General features: G+C 69.6%; 13 protein-coding genes. 4 read left to right on the forward strand and 9 right to left on the reverse strand.

Annotated features, from left to right (window positions below; all coding sequences use genetic code 11):
• On the forward strand, positions 1–218 hold a 218-nt coding region (locus BCF74_RS17570; RefSeq protein WP_218279261.1), incomplete at its 5' end, for a hypothetical protein.
• Positions 219–625: 407 nt separating this feature from the next.
• Complete coding sequence (locus BCF74_RS11890; RefSeq protein ID WP_106298176.1) at positions 626–1,336, forward strand: hypothetical protein; 711 nt, start codon at positions 626–628, stop codon at positions 1,334–1,336.
• A gap of 107 nt (positions 1,337–1,443) precedes the next feature.
• On the opposite strand, the gene ctlX is transcribed toward BCF74_RS11890, so the two are convergent.
• Complete coding sequence (gene ctlX / locus BCF74_RS11895; RefSeq protein ID WP_106298177.1) at positions 1,444–2,478, reverse strand: citrulline utilization hydrolase CtlX; 1,035 nt, start codon at positions 2,476–2,478, stop codon at positions 1,444–1,446.
• A 92-nt stretch (positions 2,479–2,570) separates the two neighbouring features.
• Positions 2,571–3,344, reverse strand: coding sequence for a hypothetical protein (locus BCF74_RS11900; RefSeq protein WP_106298178.1), 774 nt, complete (start codon positions 3,342–3,344; stop codon positions 2,571–2,573).
• Between the two features lie 405 nt (positions 3,345–3,749).
• On the opposite strand from BCF74_RS11900, the gene BCF74_RS11905 reads away from it, so the two are divergent.
• Positions 3,750–6,440: a PxKF domain-containing protein gene (locus tag BCF74_RS11905; RefSeq protein ID WP_106298179.1), complete on the forward strand. Its 2,691-nt coding sequence runs from the start codon at positions 3,750–3,752 to the stop codon at positions 6,438–6,440.
• Positions 6,441–6,528: 88 nt separating this feature from the next.
• Here the strand turns inward: BCF74_RS11905 and BCF74_RS11910 are convergent, their stop codons facing one another.
• Positions 6,529–7,302, reverse strand: coding sequence for a hypothetical protein (locus tag BCF74_RS11910; protein WP_106298180.1), 774 nt, complete (start codon positions 7,300–7,302; stop codon positions 6,529–6,531).
• Positions 7,299–7,952 carry a SatD family protein gene (locus tag BCF74_RS11915; RefSeq protein ID WP_245889324.1) on the reverse strand — a complete coding sequence of 218 codons (654 nt, stop codon included), beginning with the start codon at positions 7,950–7,952 and terminating at the stop codon, positions 7,299–7,301. The genes BCF74_RS11910 and BCF74_RS11915 overlap by 4 nt, the downstream gene beginning before the upstream one ends.
• 213 nt (positions 7,953–8,165) lie before the next feature.
• Between BCF74_RS11915 and BCF74_RS11920 the strand changes: the two genes are divergently transcribed.
• A complete protein-coding gene (locus BCF74_RS11920; protein WP_170070231.1) occupies positions 8,166–9,053 on the forward strand; it encodes a universal stress protein in 888 nt (295 codons plus the stop codon).
• Here BCF74_RS11920 and BCF74_RS11925 read toward each other — a convergent pair.
• The 5 genes from BCF74_RS11925 to BCF74_RS11945 all read right to left on the reverse strand — a co-directional run bounded on the left by BCF74_RS11925 (position 8,985) and on the right by BCF74_RS11945 (position 17,561).
• A complete protein-coding gene (locus BCF74_RS11925; RefSeq protein WP_106298182.1) occupies positions 8,985–11,174 on the reverse strand; it encodes a S9 family peptidase in 2,190 nt (729 codons plus the stop codon). The genes BCF74_RS11920 and BCF74_RS11925 overlap by 69 nt on opposite strands.
• Before the next feature lie 40 nt (positions 11,175–11,214).
• Positions 11,215–14,832, reverse strand: coding sequence for a DNA polymerase III subunit alpha (dnaE, locus tag BCF74_RS11930; RefSeq protein WP_106298183.1), 3,618 nt, complete (start codon positions 14,830–14,832; stop codon positions 11,215–11,217).
• 190 nt (positions 14,833–15,022) lie between these two features.
• Positions 15,023–15,946, reverse strand: a complete 924-nt coding sequence (locus tag BCF74_RS11935) for an RluA family pseudouridine synthase (protein WP_106298184.1) — start codon at positions 15,944–15,946, stop codon at positions 15,023–15,025.
• Positions 15,943–16,614 (reverse strand): signal peptidase II, encoded by a 672-nt coding sequence (locus tag BCF74_RS11940; protein ID WP_106298232.1) that lies wholly within the window; start codon positions 16,612–16,614, stop codon positions 15,943–15,945. The genes BCF74_RS11935 and BCF74_RS11940 overlap by 4 nt, the downstream gene beginning before the upstream one ends.
• Positions 16,587–17,561 (reverse strand): TraR/DksA family transcriptional regulator, encoded by a 975-nt coding sequence (locus BCF74_RS11945; RefSeq protein ID WP_106298185.1) that lies wholly within the window; start codon positions 17,559–17,561, stop codon positions 16,587–16,589. Before BCF74_RS11945 ends, BCF74_RS11940 begins: the two co-directional genes overlap by 28 nt.
• Positions 17,562–17,712: the final 151 nt, after the last annotated feature.

A 17,712-nucleotide genomic window follows, 5' to 3' on the forward strand; every position in this document is an offset into this window, starting at 1 on the left:
GTGACCACCGAGCTGATCGCCGGCGCCATCAACGCCTAAACCACAACCCTCGACGGATCACCGTCGTACACCACCGATCCGGACTTGACCACCTCGCCGCCCTCGTCGCGCGTGCCTTCACCCTTACCCATGCCGAAACGCGGATCCACCGCACCCCCGGCGGCTCCGAGCAGCAGTTCACCTGGATCAGCGCTCGGCGCACGGATGGCTCTCATTGATCTGCGCGACTCCCCGGGCTGGCGACGTTCAGCCGATCTAGAAAGCGGCTGACATCTAGATCAATCTAGGCGCTCCCACTCATCCGGGGACGCCCAGAGCAACGCGGTAGCCTGTTACACATCCGGTACAAACAGCCGGCCAACCTCGACGTTTGCGCAGGTCAGCATGGGTGAGTCAGTCAGTACTTCGACATCTGAGCCGTGCATCGGAGGGTGGAGGTGGCGTGAGGGACGAGCGCCGCGTCCGCCCGTAGTGGAACGGCTCTGATGTCGAAGCGAAGGCACAGCATCTGACCGGCGTAGCCGGCGATCAACAAGGTCATGCCGAACCGGGCACATCTGCCGGGTTCGGCATGACCTTGTTCGAGTCGATGACTGGATGGCGACGCGGCTGATTGGATCTGTCCATGACGACGTGGTCATCGGTCAAGGACGTGTACGGCCCTGCGACGGAGGTCCCGGACCTGCTCGCGACAGCAGAGGCCGACGGTGACGAGTCGGCGACGTGGCAGGACCTGTGGAGCCGTCTGTGCCATCAGGGCACGGTCGCGGAGGCCAGCTATGCCGCCCTGCCTCTGCTGCTCGAGATGGCCCGACGCCACCCGGGTGGCGCATACATGGCACCACTGCACCTGGCCTCGGGCATCGTCGCCTCGACGGACGGGCCCCGGGACCGAGCGGACGTACGCCGCGACAACGCCGAGACCATCGCAGCCCTCGGCGCCATCGCCGTCGAGAACCTCGCGAACGCCGAGTCGGACGCGGACTTCGTCTACGGGCTGCAATTCGTGGCGGCGTTCGAGGACCTCGGCCCGTGGCAGCGCGAGCTGGAGAGCCTGGTCGACGGCGAGCTGCAGGGTGAGTGCCCCGAGTGTGGCGAGTACCTGCGGCTCGCCCTCGACGAGTCGTTCATCCTGACGAGTGGGGAGGACGACTCGTGCCAACCCACCACGGTGGAACCCGCCAGCAACGCCGGCGACCCGGTCGAGCAGCGCCTGCTCGACCTCGCAGGGAGCCACGGCCGTCCGACCGTGACCGAGCAGCTACGGCACGTCTTCGGCCGAGCGACCTGCCCGTGCTGCGGGCATGGGTTCGAGGTTCCTGCGTTCCTGGACTGACGCGCTTCCCGACGGGGCCGACGGGACAAGGTCATGCCGAACCGGGCACATCTGCCGGGTTCGGCATGACCTTTGTCCGCGTCAGGACCGAGATCGACCGGCGCCCGTCAGCTGGGCTGGATGATGTCGACGAGCTCCTGGCCGTCGGCGGTGTTCGGGTTCTCGTCGATCGCCTCGACGGCGGCGGTGGGCTCACCCTCGGCCGACGGTCGGTGGTCGAGGTGCACGCCCGCGATCATGCAGCGCACCGACCCACCGGCGAGCTCGATCGTCGGGATGTCGACGGCGACGATCTCGCACGACTCCTCGATGACGGCGACCTGCGCCGGCGTCAGGGACCGTCGCGCCCGCGCCGACATCGCCATGACGTAACGCCGCTTGCCTTCGGGGGTCCGACCGCACAGCTCGACGGCGTTGCCGGCGAACTCGCGGATCTGCTCCTCGCTGAGCTCGACGATCGTCCGGCCGGTGACGGCGAGCCGCTCGCGCACCTGCTCGCGCCGCACCTCGTCCGGGATCATCGACAGTGCGATCATCGCGACGTCGGTGCCGATGCAGGCGATGACGTTCGTGTGGTACACCGGCACCCCGTCGGAGTCGACCGCGTCGAACGCCATCGGCTCGTAGCCGAAGTCGGTGCAAAAGCGTTCCAGCACAGCGATGTCCGCGCGATGACTCCGCGCCGTGTACGCCACCCGCGACACGTGGTCGAGGACCATCGCGCCGGTGCCCTCGAGGAAAACACCGTCCGGCTCGAGCCCCGAGTAGTCGACGATCGTCTGCACCCGGTACTCCGACTTGAGCATCTCGAGCACGTCGGCGCGGCGCTCGTGGCGCCGGTTCGACGCATACATCGGGTACACCGCGACATACCCGCCCGCATGCGTCGACAGCCAGTTGTTCGGGAAAACGCTGTCCGGTCGGGTCACGTCCTCGTCCGCGAACACGTGCACCGTGACACCCACCTCGCGCAGCGCGTCGGCGAGAGCATCCATCTCCGCCAGCGCCTTCGTCGCGGTGGCGTCGTCGGACTGCCCGGACGGCACGTCACGCTGGAACGCGTTGTCCGCCGCGGTCGCCGGGTTGGGCGTGAACCTCTCGGCGCGGATGAGGATGACTGCGTTGGGGGCCTGTGCACTCACAGGCGGAATGTAGTCCATGCCGGCGCCTGCGCCGACATGGACCGTTCAGCCCGTATGCCGTTCAGCCCGTACGCCGTCCGCGCGCCTTCGCGTCAGAAGCCTCCGCCGAAGTCGCCTCCTCCACCGAAGTCGCCACCGCCGAAGTCGGAGCCACCGAAGTCGGAACTGCCAAAGTCACCGCCGCCGAAGTCCGAGCCACCGGAGTCGCCTCCCCAGGCGTCACCCCCGGTGTCGGTCCCCGCGTCACCGGCATCGCCGGCGTCCCCACCGTCAGCGGCGCTCTCGTTGCCCACGTCTGCGCCGGCTTCTCCGGCCTCGGCCGCTTCGGGAGAGGACCCGTAGTCCGCGAACAACGCGTTGGCGATGGCCGAGCCGACGACGACGCCCGCGATGGTGCCCATCATCGAGCCCATGATGGGCCCGCCCATGCCGCCGCGACCGAACGTGCGCTCGAGCGTGCCCGGCTGACGCATCTCGGCGCGCGTGGCTGCCCGCGCCAGGTCCTGGGCCTGCGCACTGCGCGGCGCCTCGCCGGCAGGCGCGTCCTTGCTCAGCTCGTCGAGCACCTGCTGGCGCTGCTCGGGCGTGAGCCGCGCGAAGGCCTCCGCATGCACCTCTTCCAGGGACTCCGGCGGAGCGGTGCGCAGGAGGTAGCGATAACGCGCGACGGCTCGCTCGTCATCGCTCTCGGTCGCCGATCCGCCGCCGGACGGTGCCTGCCCGTACCGACCACGAGGGTCGTACTGACCCTGCTGGCCGTACTGCGGCTGCTGGCTGTGTTGCGGCTGCTGGCCGTGCTGCCCACCTGAGGTCTGCGGGTACTGCTCACGCGGCTCTCGGCCGAGCAGCTTGTCGAGGAATCCCATGTCGTCGTCCTTCCGTCGGGGCGTCGGCTGGTGTCGCCGTGTGTCCAGCATGCCCCGATTGGAGCTCTCGACAACATCCCTCGGATGACTCCGTGTGGCCCCCGCGCAGATGCCATCGCCCCGCAATAGCCGTAAGGACCCCTTACTAGAAGGTCGGCTGGACACCCGCGAATGACTCCAACGGTGCTGCCGGCAGTCGGTTTCCTAGTTCCTGCGAGCTATCCATTCCTCCCGCTGCGGGAGGGTTTTTTCGAACCCCCCGTTCAGGACGTAGCGCCTCGCCCGTCGATCTGGTCCGAAAAGTGGCCGCGCGATTCCTCCGACCCCTACTGTCCTCCTCGCGCACCACAGCGCCGCTCTCCCACGCTTCTCCTCCAGCCACTTCCACGTCTCAGGAGCTCCTTCATGTCCCGATCCTTCGGACTGCGCCCGTTCGCGGCGACGGTCCTTTCCGCGACGGTCGTCGTCGCGAGCGCCGGCCTCGCCACCGCCGACGGCATCGTCGTCGACGGCGACGCCCTGACCCCCACCACGAGCGAGTCGTCCATCTCGTTCGGCACCGTGCCCTGTGGCACCACGGTCACCAGGACCGCATCCGTTGCCATCGCCCGCTCCGGCAACTACACCAACAACAACTCCTACAAGGCGGGCTCGACCGCCCAGGTCACGGCGGCGGTCGCGTCCGGCTCGGCAAGTGGCCTCTCGACCAGCGACAGCGCGCAGGCCATCACCATCCCGAGCACGTGGAGCACCGCGTCGAACGGCACCGAGACGGCGGCGGTCGACGTGACCGTCACGCTCACGTCGTCGACGGCCGGCGCCGGGACGGGCTCGGTCACCTTCTCCGCCAAGGGCGTCAACTCCAGCGGCGGCAGCCTCACCAAGGAGGCCACCCTCAACGCCTCCTGGACCACCGGGCCGTGCAGCCTTCCGACCACGACCACGGTGAGCTGCCCCGACTCCCCCACGACCTTCACCGGTGCGGCGCTCGAGCCCTGCACGGCAATGGCGACCGCCGGCGACGGCTGGAGCACCAGCCTCCCGGTGACCTACTCCGGCAACCTCAACGCCGGCACCGCGACGGCCACGGCCCGCTGGACCGGCGATGCCAAGCACCTCGCCAGCTCGGGCTCGGCCACGTTCCAGATCGCCAAGGCACCGAGCACCGTCTCGGTCTCGTGCCCGTCGTCGGTGACCTACACCGGGTCCGCCCAGACGCCGTGCACGGCCGGCGTCACCGGTGCCGGTGACCTGGCCCAGGACCTCGAGGTCGCCTACGCCGACAACACGACCGCGGGCACCGCGACCGCCACGGCGGCCTACGCCGGGGACGCGAACCACACGGCGAGCACCGGCTCGGCGACCTTCGCCATCGGCAAGGCCTCGAGCAGCGTCTCCCTGACCTGCCCGACCGACGTCACCTTCGACGGCGAGGCGCACCCCTGCACCGGCACCGTCTCCGGCGCGGGCGGGCTCACCGCGAAGCCGTCCCTCACCTACAGCCCCGACGACGTCTCGGCGGGCACCGTCACCGCGACCGGCACCTGGGGCGGCGACGCCAACCATGACGGCTCCTCCGCAACTGGCACCTACACGATCGGCAAGGCCGGCTCCCAGGTGACCATCACCTGTGCCGACGCTCCGCAGGTCTACACCGGCGCTGCGCTCGACGCCTGCTCGGCCCGGGTCACCGGCCCCGGCGGTCTCGACGAGGTCGTCCCCGTCGCCTACGACGACAACGTCAACGCGGGCACCGTCGCCGTCTCCGCGGCATACGAGGGCGACAGCAACCACGAGGGCAGCACGGCAACGGCGTCGTTCGTCATCGCCAAGGCGCCCTCGACCGTCGCGATCAGCTGTGACGACGTCACCTACACCGGCTCGGCCCAGAATCCGTGTGCAGCCAAGGTCACCGGCGTCGGCAACCTCTCCGAGGACGTCGCGGTGACCTACGCCGACAACACGAACGCGGGCACGGCCACGGCCACGGCGGTGTACGCGGGCGACCGCAACCACGAGGGCAGCACCGGCGTCGCAACGTTCGCCATCGCCAGGGCCACGTCCTCGGTCACCATCACCTGCGATGCCGTCACCTACACCGGCTCGGCCCAGAAGCCGTGCACGGCCATCGTGTCCGGCGCGGGCGTCGTCGACGAGTCGGTCAATCCCGAGCTCACGTACGCGAACAACGTCAACGCCGGCACCGGCAGCGTCCAGGCCGTCTGGGCGGGCGACGCGAACCACACCGGCTCGACCAGCGAGCTCGTGACGTTCGCGATCGCCAAGGCCCCGGCCACGGCGAAGGTCACCTGCCAGGACATCGTCTTCAACGGCACCGAGCAGCGCCCCTGCACCGGCACGGTGACCGGCGCCGGTGGGCTGGAGCTCACCATCCCCGGTTCCCAGCTCAGCATCACCAACAACACCAACGCAGGCACCGGCGGGGCCCGCCTCCTGTGGGACGGCGACGCTAACCACCTGGCCGCCGACAGCGGCGACGTCACCTTCACCATCGCCAAGGCACCGTCCAGCGTGACGGTGACCTGCCCGACCGCGGTCGACTTCACCGGCTCGGCACTCACGCCGTGCACCGCGACGGCGACCGGCGTCGGCATGGACCCGGTGACCGTCACCGACCTCACCTACGCCAACAACACCAAGGCCGGCACGGCCACAGTCACCGCGACCTGGGCTGGGGACGCCAACCACGTCGGCAGCACCGGCACGGGCTCCTTCACGATCAACCCGTGGAACCTCAAGGGCTTCTACCAGCCCGTCGACATGGGCGCGGGCGTCCTCAACACGGTCAAGGGCGGCTCCACCGTCCCGCTGAAGTTCGAGGCGTTCGTCGGGGCGACCGAGATCACGACGACGAGCCAGCTCGGTGCCACGTTCACCGCGGCCAAGATCACCTGCGCCACGGGCCTGGCCGAGGACGCCGTGGAGGTCGTCACCACCGGCGGCACGAGCCTGCGCTACGCGGACGGTCAGTTCATCCAGAACTGGCAGACGCCGAAGGCGGCCGGCTCCTGCTACAAGGTCACCGTCACGGCCGCGGACGGCTCGGCCATCTCGGCGAGCTTCAAGCTGAAGTGAGCCTGACCGCACGGTCTTCGGCTCACCGCTGAGCCGAAGACCGTGCGGAGCGGGGGTCGACCCACGGGTCGGCCCCCGCTTGCATGTCTCAGCGGGTCAGGGCGAGCGAGACGAGTGCGACGAGCCAGCTGACGAAGCTGCCGACGAGGAAGTACTCGGTGACCTCGTCGATGCCCGCGCCGCGCACCTCCGCGCCGTCGCTCTTGCGGACGGCCTGGAGCTCGGGGAAGCGCAGCAGCCCCTTCGCCGCGATGACGATGCTCGCCGCGGTGACCTGGCCGGCGAGGCCGAGACCGAGGATGAAGACGCGCTCCATCGGCCCGAGGAGGCGACCGCCCTTGAGCCGCGGGGGCTCCGGCGTGTCACTGGGGTGCTCGGTGGACTCCGAGGGGCGCAGCGCGCCGACACTCACCAGGACGAGGCGCACGATGATGTTGCCGGTGCTGAGGTTCGCGACGAACAGGCCGACGACGAGCAGCACCGTGTCGAGGGACTCCGCACTCCCGACGAGCGGCACGTCGGCCCAGGCCAGCCAGCTCGCGAGCGGGCCATCGGCGGGAGAGGCGAAGCCGGAGAACCCCACGAGCGCGGCTCCGGTCAGCGCCAGCACGAGGAGGGCCTCGACGTGCCCGCCCCCTCGTCGGAGCGACCTGTCTGACAGGGCGGCCCACGCCGCGAGCGGCCCGATCGACGCGATGATTGCGACGAGGTCGGCGACCCCGGTGAGCCCGGCGAGGACCGCGGTCACGAGGCTGACGACCGCTCCGACCGGCACGGCGGCACGGCGGACCCGACGCTGCTCCACCGCCCGCAGGAGGTCGGCGACGCCGATCCCGAGCAGCCACAGTCCGAGCCACGTCATGGCAGCTCCCGGAGCAGCTCGGCCGACCGGACGAGCACGGCCAGCCCGTCGGCGCGCACGCGCTGCGACACCGCCGAGGGACTGATGTCCTCGGCCTGCGCCAGCTCACGTTGGGTCATACCGTCCAACAGTCCTTCCAGCAGTCGACCTGACCGCTCCGACAACGAGCCAACCATGTGGTCCTGACAGTCCAGAGCGGCTTCGACCGCGAGCGCGAGACCGTGCGGGTCGTCCTTGCCCTCGGCGATCCGGTATGCCGTGTGCACATGGCCGAAGGCAGCACGCCCCGCCAGCTCCTCGACCTCGACGATGGCGTCCCGGGCGGCCCACCACCCCGGGCCGTCCTTGATGCCACGGTCGGCATCGAGCGTCGTCGTGTCGCCACGACCGAGCCCATATCGGGTCTCGGCCGTGGGTCGCAGGGCGAGCCGCGTCCGCAATGCCGCGTCGAGCGCGGCCCCGAGCGTGGCGTAGACGCCCTGGAACTCGTCGCCGACGGTGACCTCGAGGGGCTCCACGGCCGTGACGCGCTCGTTGGTCCGGGCCAGCGCTCTCTCGAGCTCACGGTGCAGGGCCGAGCGGTCACCGGCTGCCCGGGAGGCGACGACATCTCCGATGAGCACGACAGGGCTGGGCTTCATCTCGCTCATATTCAGATGATACCTTCATTCAGCACAAGATAAGCATATTTCTTTACTTTCTCACGATGAAGCATTGTCCTTCATCGGTGCGCCGGTCGTCAGCCCTCGCCTTCACCGGCCCAGGAGGAGCATCATGGGAGAGCGGGCAACCCCCGCGACGACGGGACCGCGAGGTCCCCCGACACGAGGTCCCGCCGCCAGGTCCACCCCCGTGGAGGAATGATGAGCGGCACCACGTCACCTGCACCCAGCCCGCGGATCGTCGTCGGCGTCGATGGTTCCGCCCACGGGTGGGCTGCCCTCGGTTGGGCAGCCGCCCACGCATCCGAGCTCGGCGCACCGCTGCACCTCATCCATGCGTTCGCACCAGACATCCCGATGCTCGGCTTCGGGAGCACCGACCAGGACGCCCTCGACGGGGAGGCTCGGCGACTCCTCGCCACGGCCATCGCCCGGGCACACGCGGTGGATGCCCAGCTCACCGTGACGACGTCGCTGCCCCACGGTTTCGCCTCCCGCTCGCTCGTTGCAGCCTCGCGGGACGCGAGCCTCGTCGTCCTCGGCGCGGTCGGCCACGGCCTGTTCAGTCGGGCCACCATCGGTGCCGTGGCGCAGCAGGTCGCCGCTCATGCCGCCTGCCCCGTCGTCATCGTCGGACACGAGGGCCGGACGGAGCCGCGCCATCACCGCGTGGCCGTCGGGGTCGATGGCTCTCCCGCGTCGGTGGCCGCGCTGCACGCAGCCTTCGACGCTGCTGCACGGGACGACTCCGAGCTCGTCGTCATCCACGCCTGGGAAGCCAAGGGACCCGAGGACCCGACCTTGGGCACCGGCTCGAGCTGGCCGGCATACGAACTACACCTCGAGCATGCGGTGGGACGCGCGATCTCCTCGCGCAGCGCGCAGCACCCCGCCGTCAAGGTGACGCACGAGGTCGTCCGGTCGGCACCGGTCGCCGCGCTGACGCGGGCCGCCGACGAGGCCGATCTCGTCGTCGTCGGCGCTCGCGGCACCGGCGGCTTCCCGGGCCTGCACCTCGGGTCAGTCTCGAACGCGCTCCTCGGCCGGACCGCCAGCCCGCTCGTCGTCGTCCACGCCAGGGAGCCGTGACGTCGCCGGCAGTCGCGACGTCGCACCCAGCTGGTCGAGCACGAACGCCCACTCCCACGCGATCTGCTCCCACGCGGCATACCGGCCGCTGCGGCCCCCGTGGCCGGCGGACATCTCGGTGCGCAGCAGGATCGGCCGCGTCGCCGGGTCATTGATGACGGTGGCGCGCAGTCTCGCGACCCACTTGGCCGGCTCGGTGAAGTAGACCCGGGTGTCGTGCAGGCTCGTCGTCGCGAGTATCGCGGGGTAGTCGCGCGCAGCGACGTTCTCGTAGGGCGTGTAGCCCTTCATGACCGCGTAGACCTCGGGATCCTCGAGCGGGTTGCCCCACTCCTCCCACTCCCCCACGGTGAGCGGCAGGTCCGGCCGCAGGATCGTCGTCAGGGCGTCGACGAAGGGCACCGCGGCGTGCGCCACCCGGAAGCGGTCCGGTGCGAGGTTGAGGACGGCTCCGACGAGCAGCCCTCCGGCAGAACCGCCTTCGAGCGCGAGCCGGTCCGGCGCGACCCAGCCGAGCTCGACGACACGGTCCGCGACGGCGACGGTGTCCGTGAACGTGTTGGGCTTGGCGAGGAGCTTGCCGTCGTCGTACCAGTGCCGGCCCATCTCACCACCACCGCGCACGTGGGCGGTGACGTGGACGACGCCGCGGTCGAGCAGGCTGAGCCGGGCCACGGAGAAGTAGGGGTCGCTCGAGTGCTCATAGGCGCCGTATGCCGTGAGGAACCCGGCGTTCGTGCCGTCCGGTGCGAGGTCGGTCCGGTGGACGACCGAGATGGGCACCTTCGTGCCGTCGTTCGCCGTCGCCCACTCGCGGCGCTGCACGTAGTCGGAGAGGTCGACGTCGCCGAGCACGGGCTGCTGCTTGAGGACGGTGCGCTCCCCCGTCGCGATATCGAGGTCGAGCACGGTGCGCGGCGTGACGAAGGACTCGTAGACGACCTGCAGCGACTGTTGGCCCGGCTCGGGGTTGTCGCCCAGGCCGACGGAGTAGATCGGCTCGTCGAAGGTCACGGGAACCGCTGCGCCCCAACCGGATTCGCTCGCCGGGTCGACCGGCAGCAGAGACAGTGACGTCAGCCCGTCGCGACGCAGGGACAGCACCGCGACGTCGTCGAAGGCATCGACGCCGAGGAACCGCTCGCCCGACTGCGCCGCCAGCAGCGGTCGCCACTGCTCGTGGCTCGTCGCGTCGAGCGGGGCCCAGGCGAGGTCGCTGTCGGGGTTGTCGGTGTTGTGCACGATGAGCAGCGCGGCGGCGGCGGGCTCGACGTCGTACTCGACCCCGTCGCGACGGGGCGCGACGACCCGGAACTCTGCCTCCGGTGTCGTGGCGTCGAGGAGACGGACCTCGGAGGTCGTCTTGGAGCCGAGGGCGAGGATGAGCCAGCGGTCGTTGCGACTGGAGCCGATGCCCATCCAGAAGCGTTCGTCGCCCTCCTCGTGCACGAGGACGTCGTCGGCCGGGTCACCCCCGACGACGTGCCGCCACAGTTGGTATGGGCGCCACGCGTCGTCGAGCCGGGTGTAGAAGACGGTGCCGCCGTCACGGGAGAACTCGACGCCGTAGCCGATGTCGGTCAGCGAGTCGTCGAGGACGTCGCCGGTGACGAGGTCGCGCACGACGAGGTCGAAGCGCTCGTCGCCGGTGAGGTCCGTGGCCAGGGCGAGGCGGGTGTGGTCGGGGCTGACCGTGAGGGCCCCGATGGCGAAGAACTCGGAGTCGCCGGCCTCGACGTTCCCGTCGACGAGGACCTGCTCGCCGTCCGGGACGCTGCCGGGCTCGAGGACCGGGCGCGCTGCCGGGTCGGTGACGGGGACCCGGGCGTGGATGGCGTACTGCTGCCCCTCGACCGTGCGCGAGTAGTACCAGAAGGGCCCGCTGTGGACCGGCACCGACAGGTCGGTCTCGAGGACGCGTGACTTGATCTCGCGAAAGATGTTCTGCCGCAACGGTCCCAGGTGGCTGGTTCGCGCGTCGGCGTAGGCGTTCTCGGCCTCGAGGTAGGCCACCACCTCGGGGTCGTCGCCGTCACGCAGCCACTCGTACGGGTCGACGACGCGGTCACCGTGGTGCTCGCGGACGTACTCGCGCGTGGCAGCGACGGGAGCGGACGGCATACCGGCTCCTTCCGGCGCGGCAGCGCCGGTGCCCTGCGACTCAGCCACCGGTGAGGCACCTCGGGCCGAAGAGGACCTTGAGGTCACCGAACAGCGCTTCCGTCGCGGTGACCCGGAAGGCGTCGTCGAGCTTGACGAGGGTGGCGCGGCCCGGCTTGGTCAGCTTGAGGTGGACCTCGGTCGTGCCGGGGTGGTTGGCGAGCACGCCCTTGAGCTCCTCCATCCGGCCGATCGTGGCCCGCATCGTGTCGAGGGTGACGACGACGGGTCCGCGCGGGCCGTCGGTGATCTCGGGCAGGGTGAGCTCCTGGGCGTAGATCGACACCGAGTCGTCGCGGCGGTTGACCTTGCCGCGCACGACGGCGACGACGTCCTGCTGCAGCATCGTCGACACGGTGAGGTAGGAGCTCGGGAAGAACAGGCACTCGATCGCGCCCTCGAGGTCCTCGACGGTCGCGATGGCCCAGAGGTCGCCCTTCTTCGTGCGCTTGACCTGTAGGCCGGTGATGAGGCCGGCGACGGTGACCATGGAGCCCTCGGGCTTGCCGTCCTCGGCGCCGAGGGAGGCGATGGCCGTGTCGGCGTGCTGCTGCAGCACGTGCTCGACCCCGAAGAGCGGGTGGTCCGAGACGTAGAGGCCGAGCATCTCGCGCTCGAAGGACAGCAGGGTCGACTTGTCCCACTCGACGTCCGGGATCGTCGGCAGCCCGGAGAACGGGTCCACACCGGCACCCGCGTCGTCGCTGTCACCGAAGCCGAGCGAGGCGAAGAGGCTGTCCTGGCCGATCGCCTGCTGCTTCTTGACCTCGACGAGCGCGTCGACGTACTGCTCGTGGATCCGGAACAGCCCGAGCCGGGTCTCGCCCAGCTCGTCGAACGCGCCGGCCTTGATGAGCGACTCGATGGTCCGCTTGTTGCAGACGACGGCGTCGACCTTGTCGAGGAAGTCCTTGAACGAGGTGAACGCACCCTTGCTCTCGCGCGCCCGGATGATCGCCTCGACGACGTTGTGGCCGACGTTGCGGATCGCGGCCATACCGAACCGGATGTCGTTGCCGACGGCGGCGAACCGGGCGACGGACTCGTTGACGTCGGGCGGCAGGACCTTGATCCCCATACGGCGGCACTCGCCGAGGTAGAGCGCTGACTTGTCCTTGTCGTCGCCGACGCTCGTGAGCAGCGCGGCCATGTACTCGGCCGGGTAGTTCGCCTTGAGGTAGGCGGTCCAGTAGGAGACCAGCCCGTATGCCGCGGTGTGCGCCTTGTTGAACGCGTAGTCCGAGAAGGGGACGAGGACGCCCCAGAGGGCCGCGATGGAGGCCTCGTTGAAGCCCTTGGCCTTCATGCCCTCGGAGAAGGGGACGTACTCGGCGTCGAGGACCTCCTTCTTCTTCTTGCCCATGGCGCGCCGGAGGAGGTCGGCGTTGCCGAGGGTGTAGCCGGCGAGCTTCTGCGCGATCTCCATGACCTGCTCCTGGTAGATCACCAGGCCATGGGTCGTGTCGAGGATCGGCTCGAGGGCCTCGACCATCTCGGGCTGGAGCTTGCCCTTGAGCTGCGGGTCGAGCGGGACGGGCTCCTGCTTGCCGTTCTTGCGCAACGCGAAGTTCGTGTGCGCGTTGACGCCCATCGGTCCCGGCCGGTAGAGCGCGAGAGCCGCCGAGATGTCCTCGAACGTGTCCGGCTGCATCTGCTTGAGCAGGGTGCGCATGCCGCCGCCGTCGAGCTGGAAGACGCCGAGGGTGTCGCCACGCGCCAGCAGCCGGTACGTCGCCTCGTCGGTCATGTCCTTGGACAAGGCGTCGAGGTCGATGTCCTCGTCGCGGTTGGCCTTCACGTTCTCGATCGCGTCGTCGAGGATCGTGAGGTTGCGCAGGCCGAGGAAGTCCATCTTGACCAGGCCGAGGTTCTCGCAGCTCGGATAGTCGAACTGGGTGAGGACCTGCCCGTCCTGGAGGCGCTTCATGATCGGGATGACGTCGATGAGCGGCTCGCTCGACATGATGACGCCGGCCGCGTGCACGCCCCACTGCCGCTTCAGGCCCTCGAGCCCCTTGGCGGTCTCGACGATCTCCTTGAAGTGCGGCTCGGTCTCGACGAGCTCGCGGAACTCCTTGCCCTCGCCGTAGCGCGCGTGCTCGGGGTCGTAGATCCCGGACAGCGGCACGCCCTTGCCCATGACGTCCGGCGGCATCGCCTTGGTCAGCTGCTCACCGACGGTGAACGGGTGGCCCATGACACGGGCGGAGTCCTTTACCGCCTGCTTGGCCTTGATCGTGCCGTAGGTGACGATCTGGGCGACGCGCTCGGAGCCGTACTTCTCGGTGACGTACTTGATGACCTCACCGCGCCGGCGCTCGTCGAAGTCGACGTCGAAGTCGGGCATCGACTTGCGCTCGGGGTTGAGGAACCGTTCGAAGATCAGGCCGTGCGGGATGGGGTCGAGGTCGGTGATCTTCATCGCGTAGGCGCACATCGAGCCGGCACCGGAGCCACGACCGGGACCGACGCGGATGCCGTTCTCCTTGGCCCAGGTGATGAAGTCGGCGACGACGAGGAAGTACCCGGCATACCCCTTGGAGACGATGACGTCGATCTCGAAGTTCGCCTGTTCCTGGGCATACGGCGGTATGCCGTCCGGGAACCTCTCGGTGAGGCCCTTCTGGACCTCCTTGACGAACCAGGACTCCTCGTTCTCGCCCGGGGGCACGTCGAAGCGCGGCATGAACCGTCCCTCGCCCTCGGTGAAGGACACCTCGCACATGTCGGCGACGAGGAGGGTGTTGTCGCAGGCCTCGGGGAACTCGCGCCACGTGTGCCGCATCTGCGCGGGCGACTGGAGGAAGTAGCCCTCGCCGTCGAACTTGAACCGGTTCGGGTCCATGAGGGTGGAGCCGGACTGGACGCACAGCAGGGCGCCGTGGGCGGTCGCGTCCTCGGGGTTGGTGTAGTGGCTGTCGTTCGTCGCGAGCAGCGGGAGGTCGAGCTCCTTGGCGAGCCGCAACAGGTCCTTGATGGTGCGTCGCTCGATCTCGTTCTGGTGGTCCATGACCTCGCAGAAGTAGTTCTCCGCGCCGAAGATGTCGCGGTAGTCGCTCGCGGCCTGGAGCGCCTCGCGCCACTGGCCGAGCCGCAGCCGGGTCTGGATCTCGCCGGAAGGGCAGCCCGTCGTCGCGATGAGGCCCTGACCGTGCTGGCTCAGCAGCTCGCGGTCGATACGCGGCCACTTCGCGTAGACCTGGTCCAGGCTGGCGAGGGAGTCGAGCTTGAAGAGGTTGTGCAGGCCGTTGTTGTTCTTGGCCAGCAGTGTCATGTGGGTGTAGGCACCCGAGCCCGAGACGTCGTCGCCGGGACGCGTGCGCTCGTCACCCCACTTGACGCGGGTCTTGTCGGTGCGGTGCGTGCCCGGGGTGACGTAGGCCTCGAGGCCGATGATCGGCTTGACGCCGGTGCCCTGGGCCTTCTTCCAGAACTCGTACGCCCCGAAGAGGTAGCCGTGGTCGGTCATCGCCACGGCCGGCATCCCGAGCTCGGCCGCCTTGGTGAACAGGTCCCCGATCCGGGCCGCGCCGTCGAGCATGGAGTACTCGGTGTGGACGTGGAGGTGGACGAAGTTGTCCTTGCGGTCCGGGGCTGAGGAGGGGGCGATCGACGACATCACCGGCCATCCTAGGTCGGCCAACCGACACCCTCGTGAGCCGCGCCCACCTGTGACGAATGGTGCCCGTGGGACTCACCGGGAGCGCGCCGGAAACGCGCGCGGACGGCATACGAACTCGGCTCGCTGCGCGTGTCTCGATGCGTGGGAGGTCCAGCGAATCCAGACACCCGTGGCGAATCGAGCCGTCTCAGAGGCGGTCGAGCGCGGTCTGCAGGTCCTGCGGGTACTGGCTCTCGAAGGTGACCCACTCCCCCGAGCCCGGGTGCTCGAAGCCCAGCCCCACGGCGTGCAGCCACTGCCGCTCGAGCCCGAGGCGCTTCGCGAGGACAGGGTCCGCGCCATAGGTGAGGTCGCCGACGCACGGATGCCGCAGCGCCGCGAAGTGGACGCGGATCTGGTGGGTGCGGCCGGTCTCGAGGTGGATGTCGAGCAGGCTCGCGTGCCGGAACGCCTCGATGAGCTCGTAGTGCGTCACGGCGGGCTTGCCCGACTCCATGACCGCGAACTTGTAGTCATGGCCCGGGTGGCGGCCGATGGGCGCGTCGATCGTGCCGACGAGCGGGTCGGGCAGCCCCTGGACGAGCGTGTGGTACGTCTTGTCGACGCGCCGCTCCTTGAACGCCCGCTTGAGGATCGAGTAGGCCCGCTCGCTCTTGCACACGACCATGAGCCCGGACGTGCCGACGTCGAGGCGGCTCACGATGCCCTGCCGCTCGCTCGCGCCGCTCGTTGAGATCCGGTAGCCGGCAGCCTTGAGGCCACCGAGGACGGTCGGGCCGGTCCAGCCGACGCTCGGGTGGGCCGCGACGCCGACGGGCTTGTCCACGACGACGATGTCGTCGTCGTCGTGGACGATGGCCATGCCGGGGACCGGCTCGGCGATGACCTCGAGAGTCGGGCTCGGGTCCGCGCTCGGCAGGGTCACCTCGAGCATGTCGCCGCCGTGCACGCGGTGCGACTTGCCGACGAGGGACCCGTTGACGGACACGCCGTCGGCCGCTGCCAGGTCCGCGGCGCGGGTGCGGGAGAGCCCGAAAAGCCGCGCGATGGCGGCGTCGACGCGTTCGCCCTGCAGGCCCTCGGGGACGAGGACGGTCCGCTGGCCGGTCATCGCGGGGCGTCGCCGGGCTGCTCGCGCTGCTCGGGCTGCTCGCGCTGCTCGGAGTGCTCGGGGGCCGGGTCGGCGGTGGTGTCGTCCATGGTGTCGTCGTTCTCGTGCCGTCCGGGCACGACGCCTTCGAGCGGTATGCCGCGCAGCGACAGGACTGCGCCCACCGCCGCCGCCACGACGATGGCGACGTCGGCGAGGTTGCCGATGAAGAGGCCGAAGTAGTCGATGAAGTCGACGACGTGGCCGCGACCGAATCCGGGCGCGCGGAAGATGCGGTCGACGAGGTTGCCGATGGCCCCGCCGAGGAGGATGCCCAGCGTCACCGCCCAGCCGGTGTGTCCGATGCGGCGGGCGGCCAGGAGGACCCAAGCGACGATGCCGAGGGCGACGATCGTGAGCAGCCACGTCACGCCGTCGCCGAGCGAGAACGCGGCGCCCGGGTTGCGGATGAGGTTGAGCCGCAACAGGGAACCGACGAGGTCGCGGGGCACCCCGGGGGTGAGGGTGGCCAACGCCCAGATCTTGCTGCCCTGGTCGATGGCGAGGGTGATCACCCCGGCGACCGTCATGAGGGCGAACAGTCGCGACCGGCCCCGGACGTTCTCCGGAGCCGGCGCGGCCGAGGTGGTGGTGTCGGCGCTCAGCGGCGTTCCTGTTTCGTCTTGCATCGCACGCATAGGGTCGCACGAGGCGCGGCCTGAAGGCGAAGCTTGCCGATCGGCTGGCCGCAGGACTCGCACACGCCATAGGTGCCGTCGTCGAGCCGTTCGAGTGCATGCTCGTTCTGGCGGAGCATCTCACGAGCATTGTCGGCGAGCGCGATCTCCTGCTCCCGCTCGAACGTCTTGGCGCCGGCGTCGGCCTGGTCGTCGCCGGCCCCGTCACCGGAGTCGCGCATGAGGTCGGAGAGATCGGACTCGGCGCGCGCGAGCTCGTCGGTGAGCTGGGCGATGTCGGCCTCGATCTCACCACGGACGGCCTTGAGCTCCTTGGCGGTCCACGGTGACTCGTCCTCGCGGACGACGAACGCCTTCTTCGCGGTCTTGGTCGGTGCCGCCTTCTTGGCTGCGGGAGCTGCCTTCGTGGCGGGCGCGCTCGTCTTCGCCGGCGCCGCCTTCTTCGCCGAGCCCGCCTTGGCCGGCGCCGCCTTCTTGGCGGGCGCCGCCTTCTTCGCCGAACTCGCCTTCGCCGGCGCGACCTTCTTGGCGGGCGCCGCCTTCTTCGCTGCCTTCTTCGCCGAGCCCGTCTTGGCCGAGCCCGTCTTGTTCGCCGGCGCAGTCTTCTTCACCGCAGCCTTCGTCGCGGCCGAAGCTGCCTTCCTCGCTGTCGTCTTCTTCGCTGCGGCCTTCTTCACCGAGCTCGCCTTGGCCGCTGCACCCTTCTTCGCGGGCGCCGCCTTCTTCACAGCAGCCTTCTTCGTCGCTGCCTTCTTCGCCTTGGGCGCAGCCTTTGTCGCCGACGCCTTCTTCGTGGCGGGCGCGGCCTTCTGCGCGGTGGCCTTCTTCGTCGACCCCCCGGTCGCGCGGGCGAGTGCCTTCTTCACGGTGCGCGCCGCAGTTGACGCCTTGCCGGATCCAGCCTTGGTGGCCCCCGAGGGAGCGCGCTTGGCAGCCATGCCTGTCCTCACTCGTCAACAAAGGTCGGGCCCGTGCGGGCTCGACCACGTGCGGCGAGGATAAGGCCTGAACAGGCACTTCTCAACGATGAAACGCACCTTGTCCCCAGGTCATGCGAGTCCGGAGCCGACCGGACACAGCACTGGGCAC

This window comes from Knoellia remsis (assembly GCF_003002895.1).
Taxonomy (GTDB): Bacteria; Actinomycetota; Actinomycetes; order Actinomycetales; family Dermatophilaceae; genus Knoellia; species Knoellia remsis.

Bases quoted from the DNA above. Each gene is read 5' to 3' on its own strand.
- BCF74_RS11915 (WP_245889324.1), bottom strand. From the start codon at position 7,952: ATGAGCGAGATGAAGCCCAGCCCTGTCGTGCTCATCGGAGATGTCGTC.
- BCF74_RS11940 (WP_106298232.1), bottom strand. From the start codon at position 16,614: ATGCAAGACGAAACAGGAACGCCGCTGAGCGCCGACACCACCACCTCG.
- BCF74_RS11890 (WP_106298176.1), top strand. From the start codon at position 626: ATGACGACGTGGTCATCGGTCAAGGACGTGTACGGCCCTGCGACGGAG.
- BCF74_RS11910 (WP_106298180.1), bottom strand. From the start codon at position 7,302: ATGACGTGGCTCGGACTGTGGCTGCTCGGGATCGGCGTCGCCGACCTC.
- dnaE (WP_106298183.1), bottom strand. From the start codon at position 14,832: ATGTCGTCGATCGCCCCCTCCTCAGCCCCGGACCGCAAGGACAACTTC.
- BCF74_RS11920 (WP_170070231.1), top strand. From the start codon at position 8,166: ATGAGCGGCACCACGTCACCTGCACCCAGCCCGCGGATCGTCGTCGGC.
- BCF74_RS11900 (WP_106298178.1), bottom strand. From the start codon at position 3,344: ATGGGATTCCTCGACAAGCTGCTCGGCCGAGAGCCGCGTGAGCAGTAC.
- BCF74_RS11905 (WP_106298179.1), top strand. From the start codon at position 3,750: ATGTCCCGATCCTTCGGACTGCGCCCGTTCGCGGCGACGGTCCTTTCC.
- BCF74_RS11935 (WP_106298184.1), bottom strand. From the start codon at position 15,946: ATGACCGGCCAGCGGACCGTCCTCGTCCCCGAGGGCCTGCAGGGCGAA.
- BCF74_RS11925 (WP_106298182.1), bottom strand. From the start codon at position 11,174: ATGCCGTCCGCTCCCGTCGCTGCCACGCGCGAGTACGTCCGCGAGCAC.
- BCF74_RS11945 (WP_106298185.1), bottom strand. From the start codon at position 17,561: ATGGCTGCCAAGCGCGCTCCCTCGGGGGCCACCAAGGCTGGATCCGGC.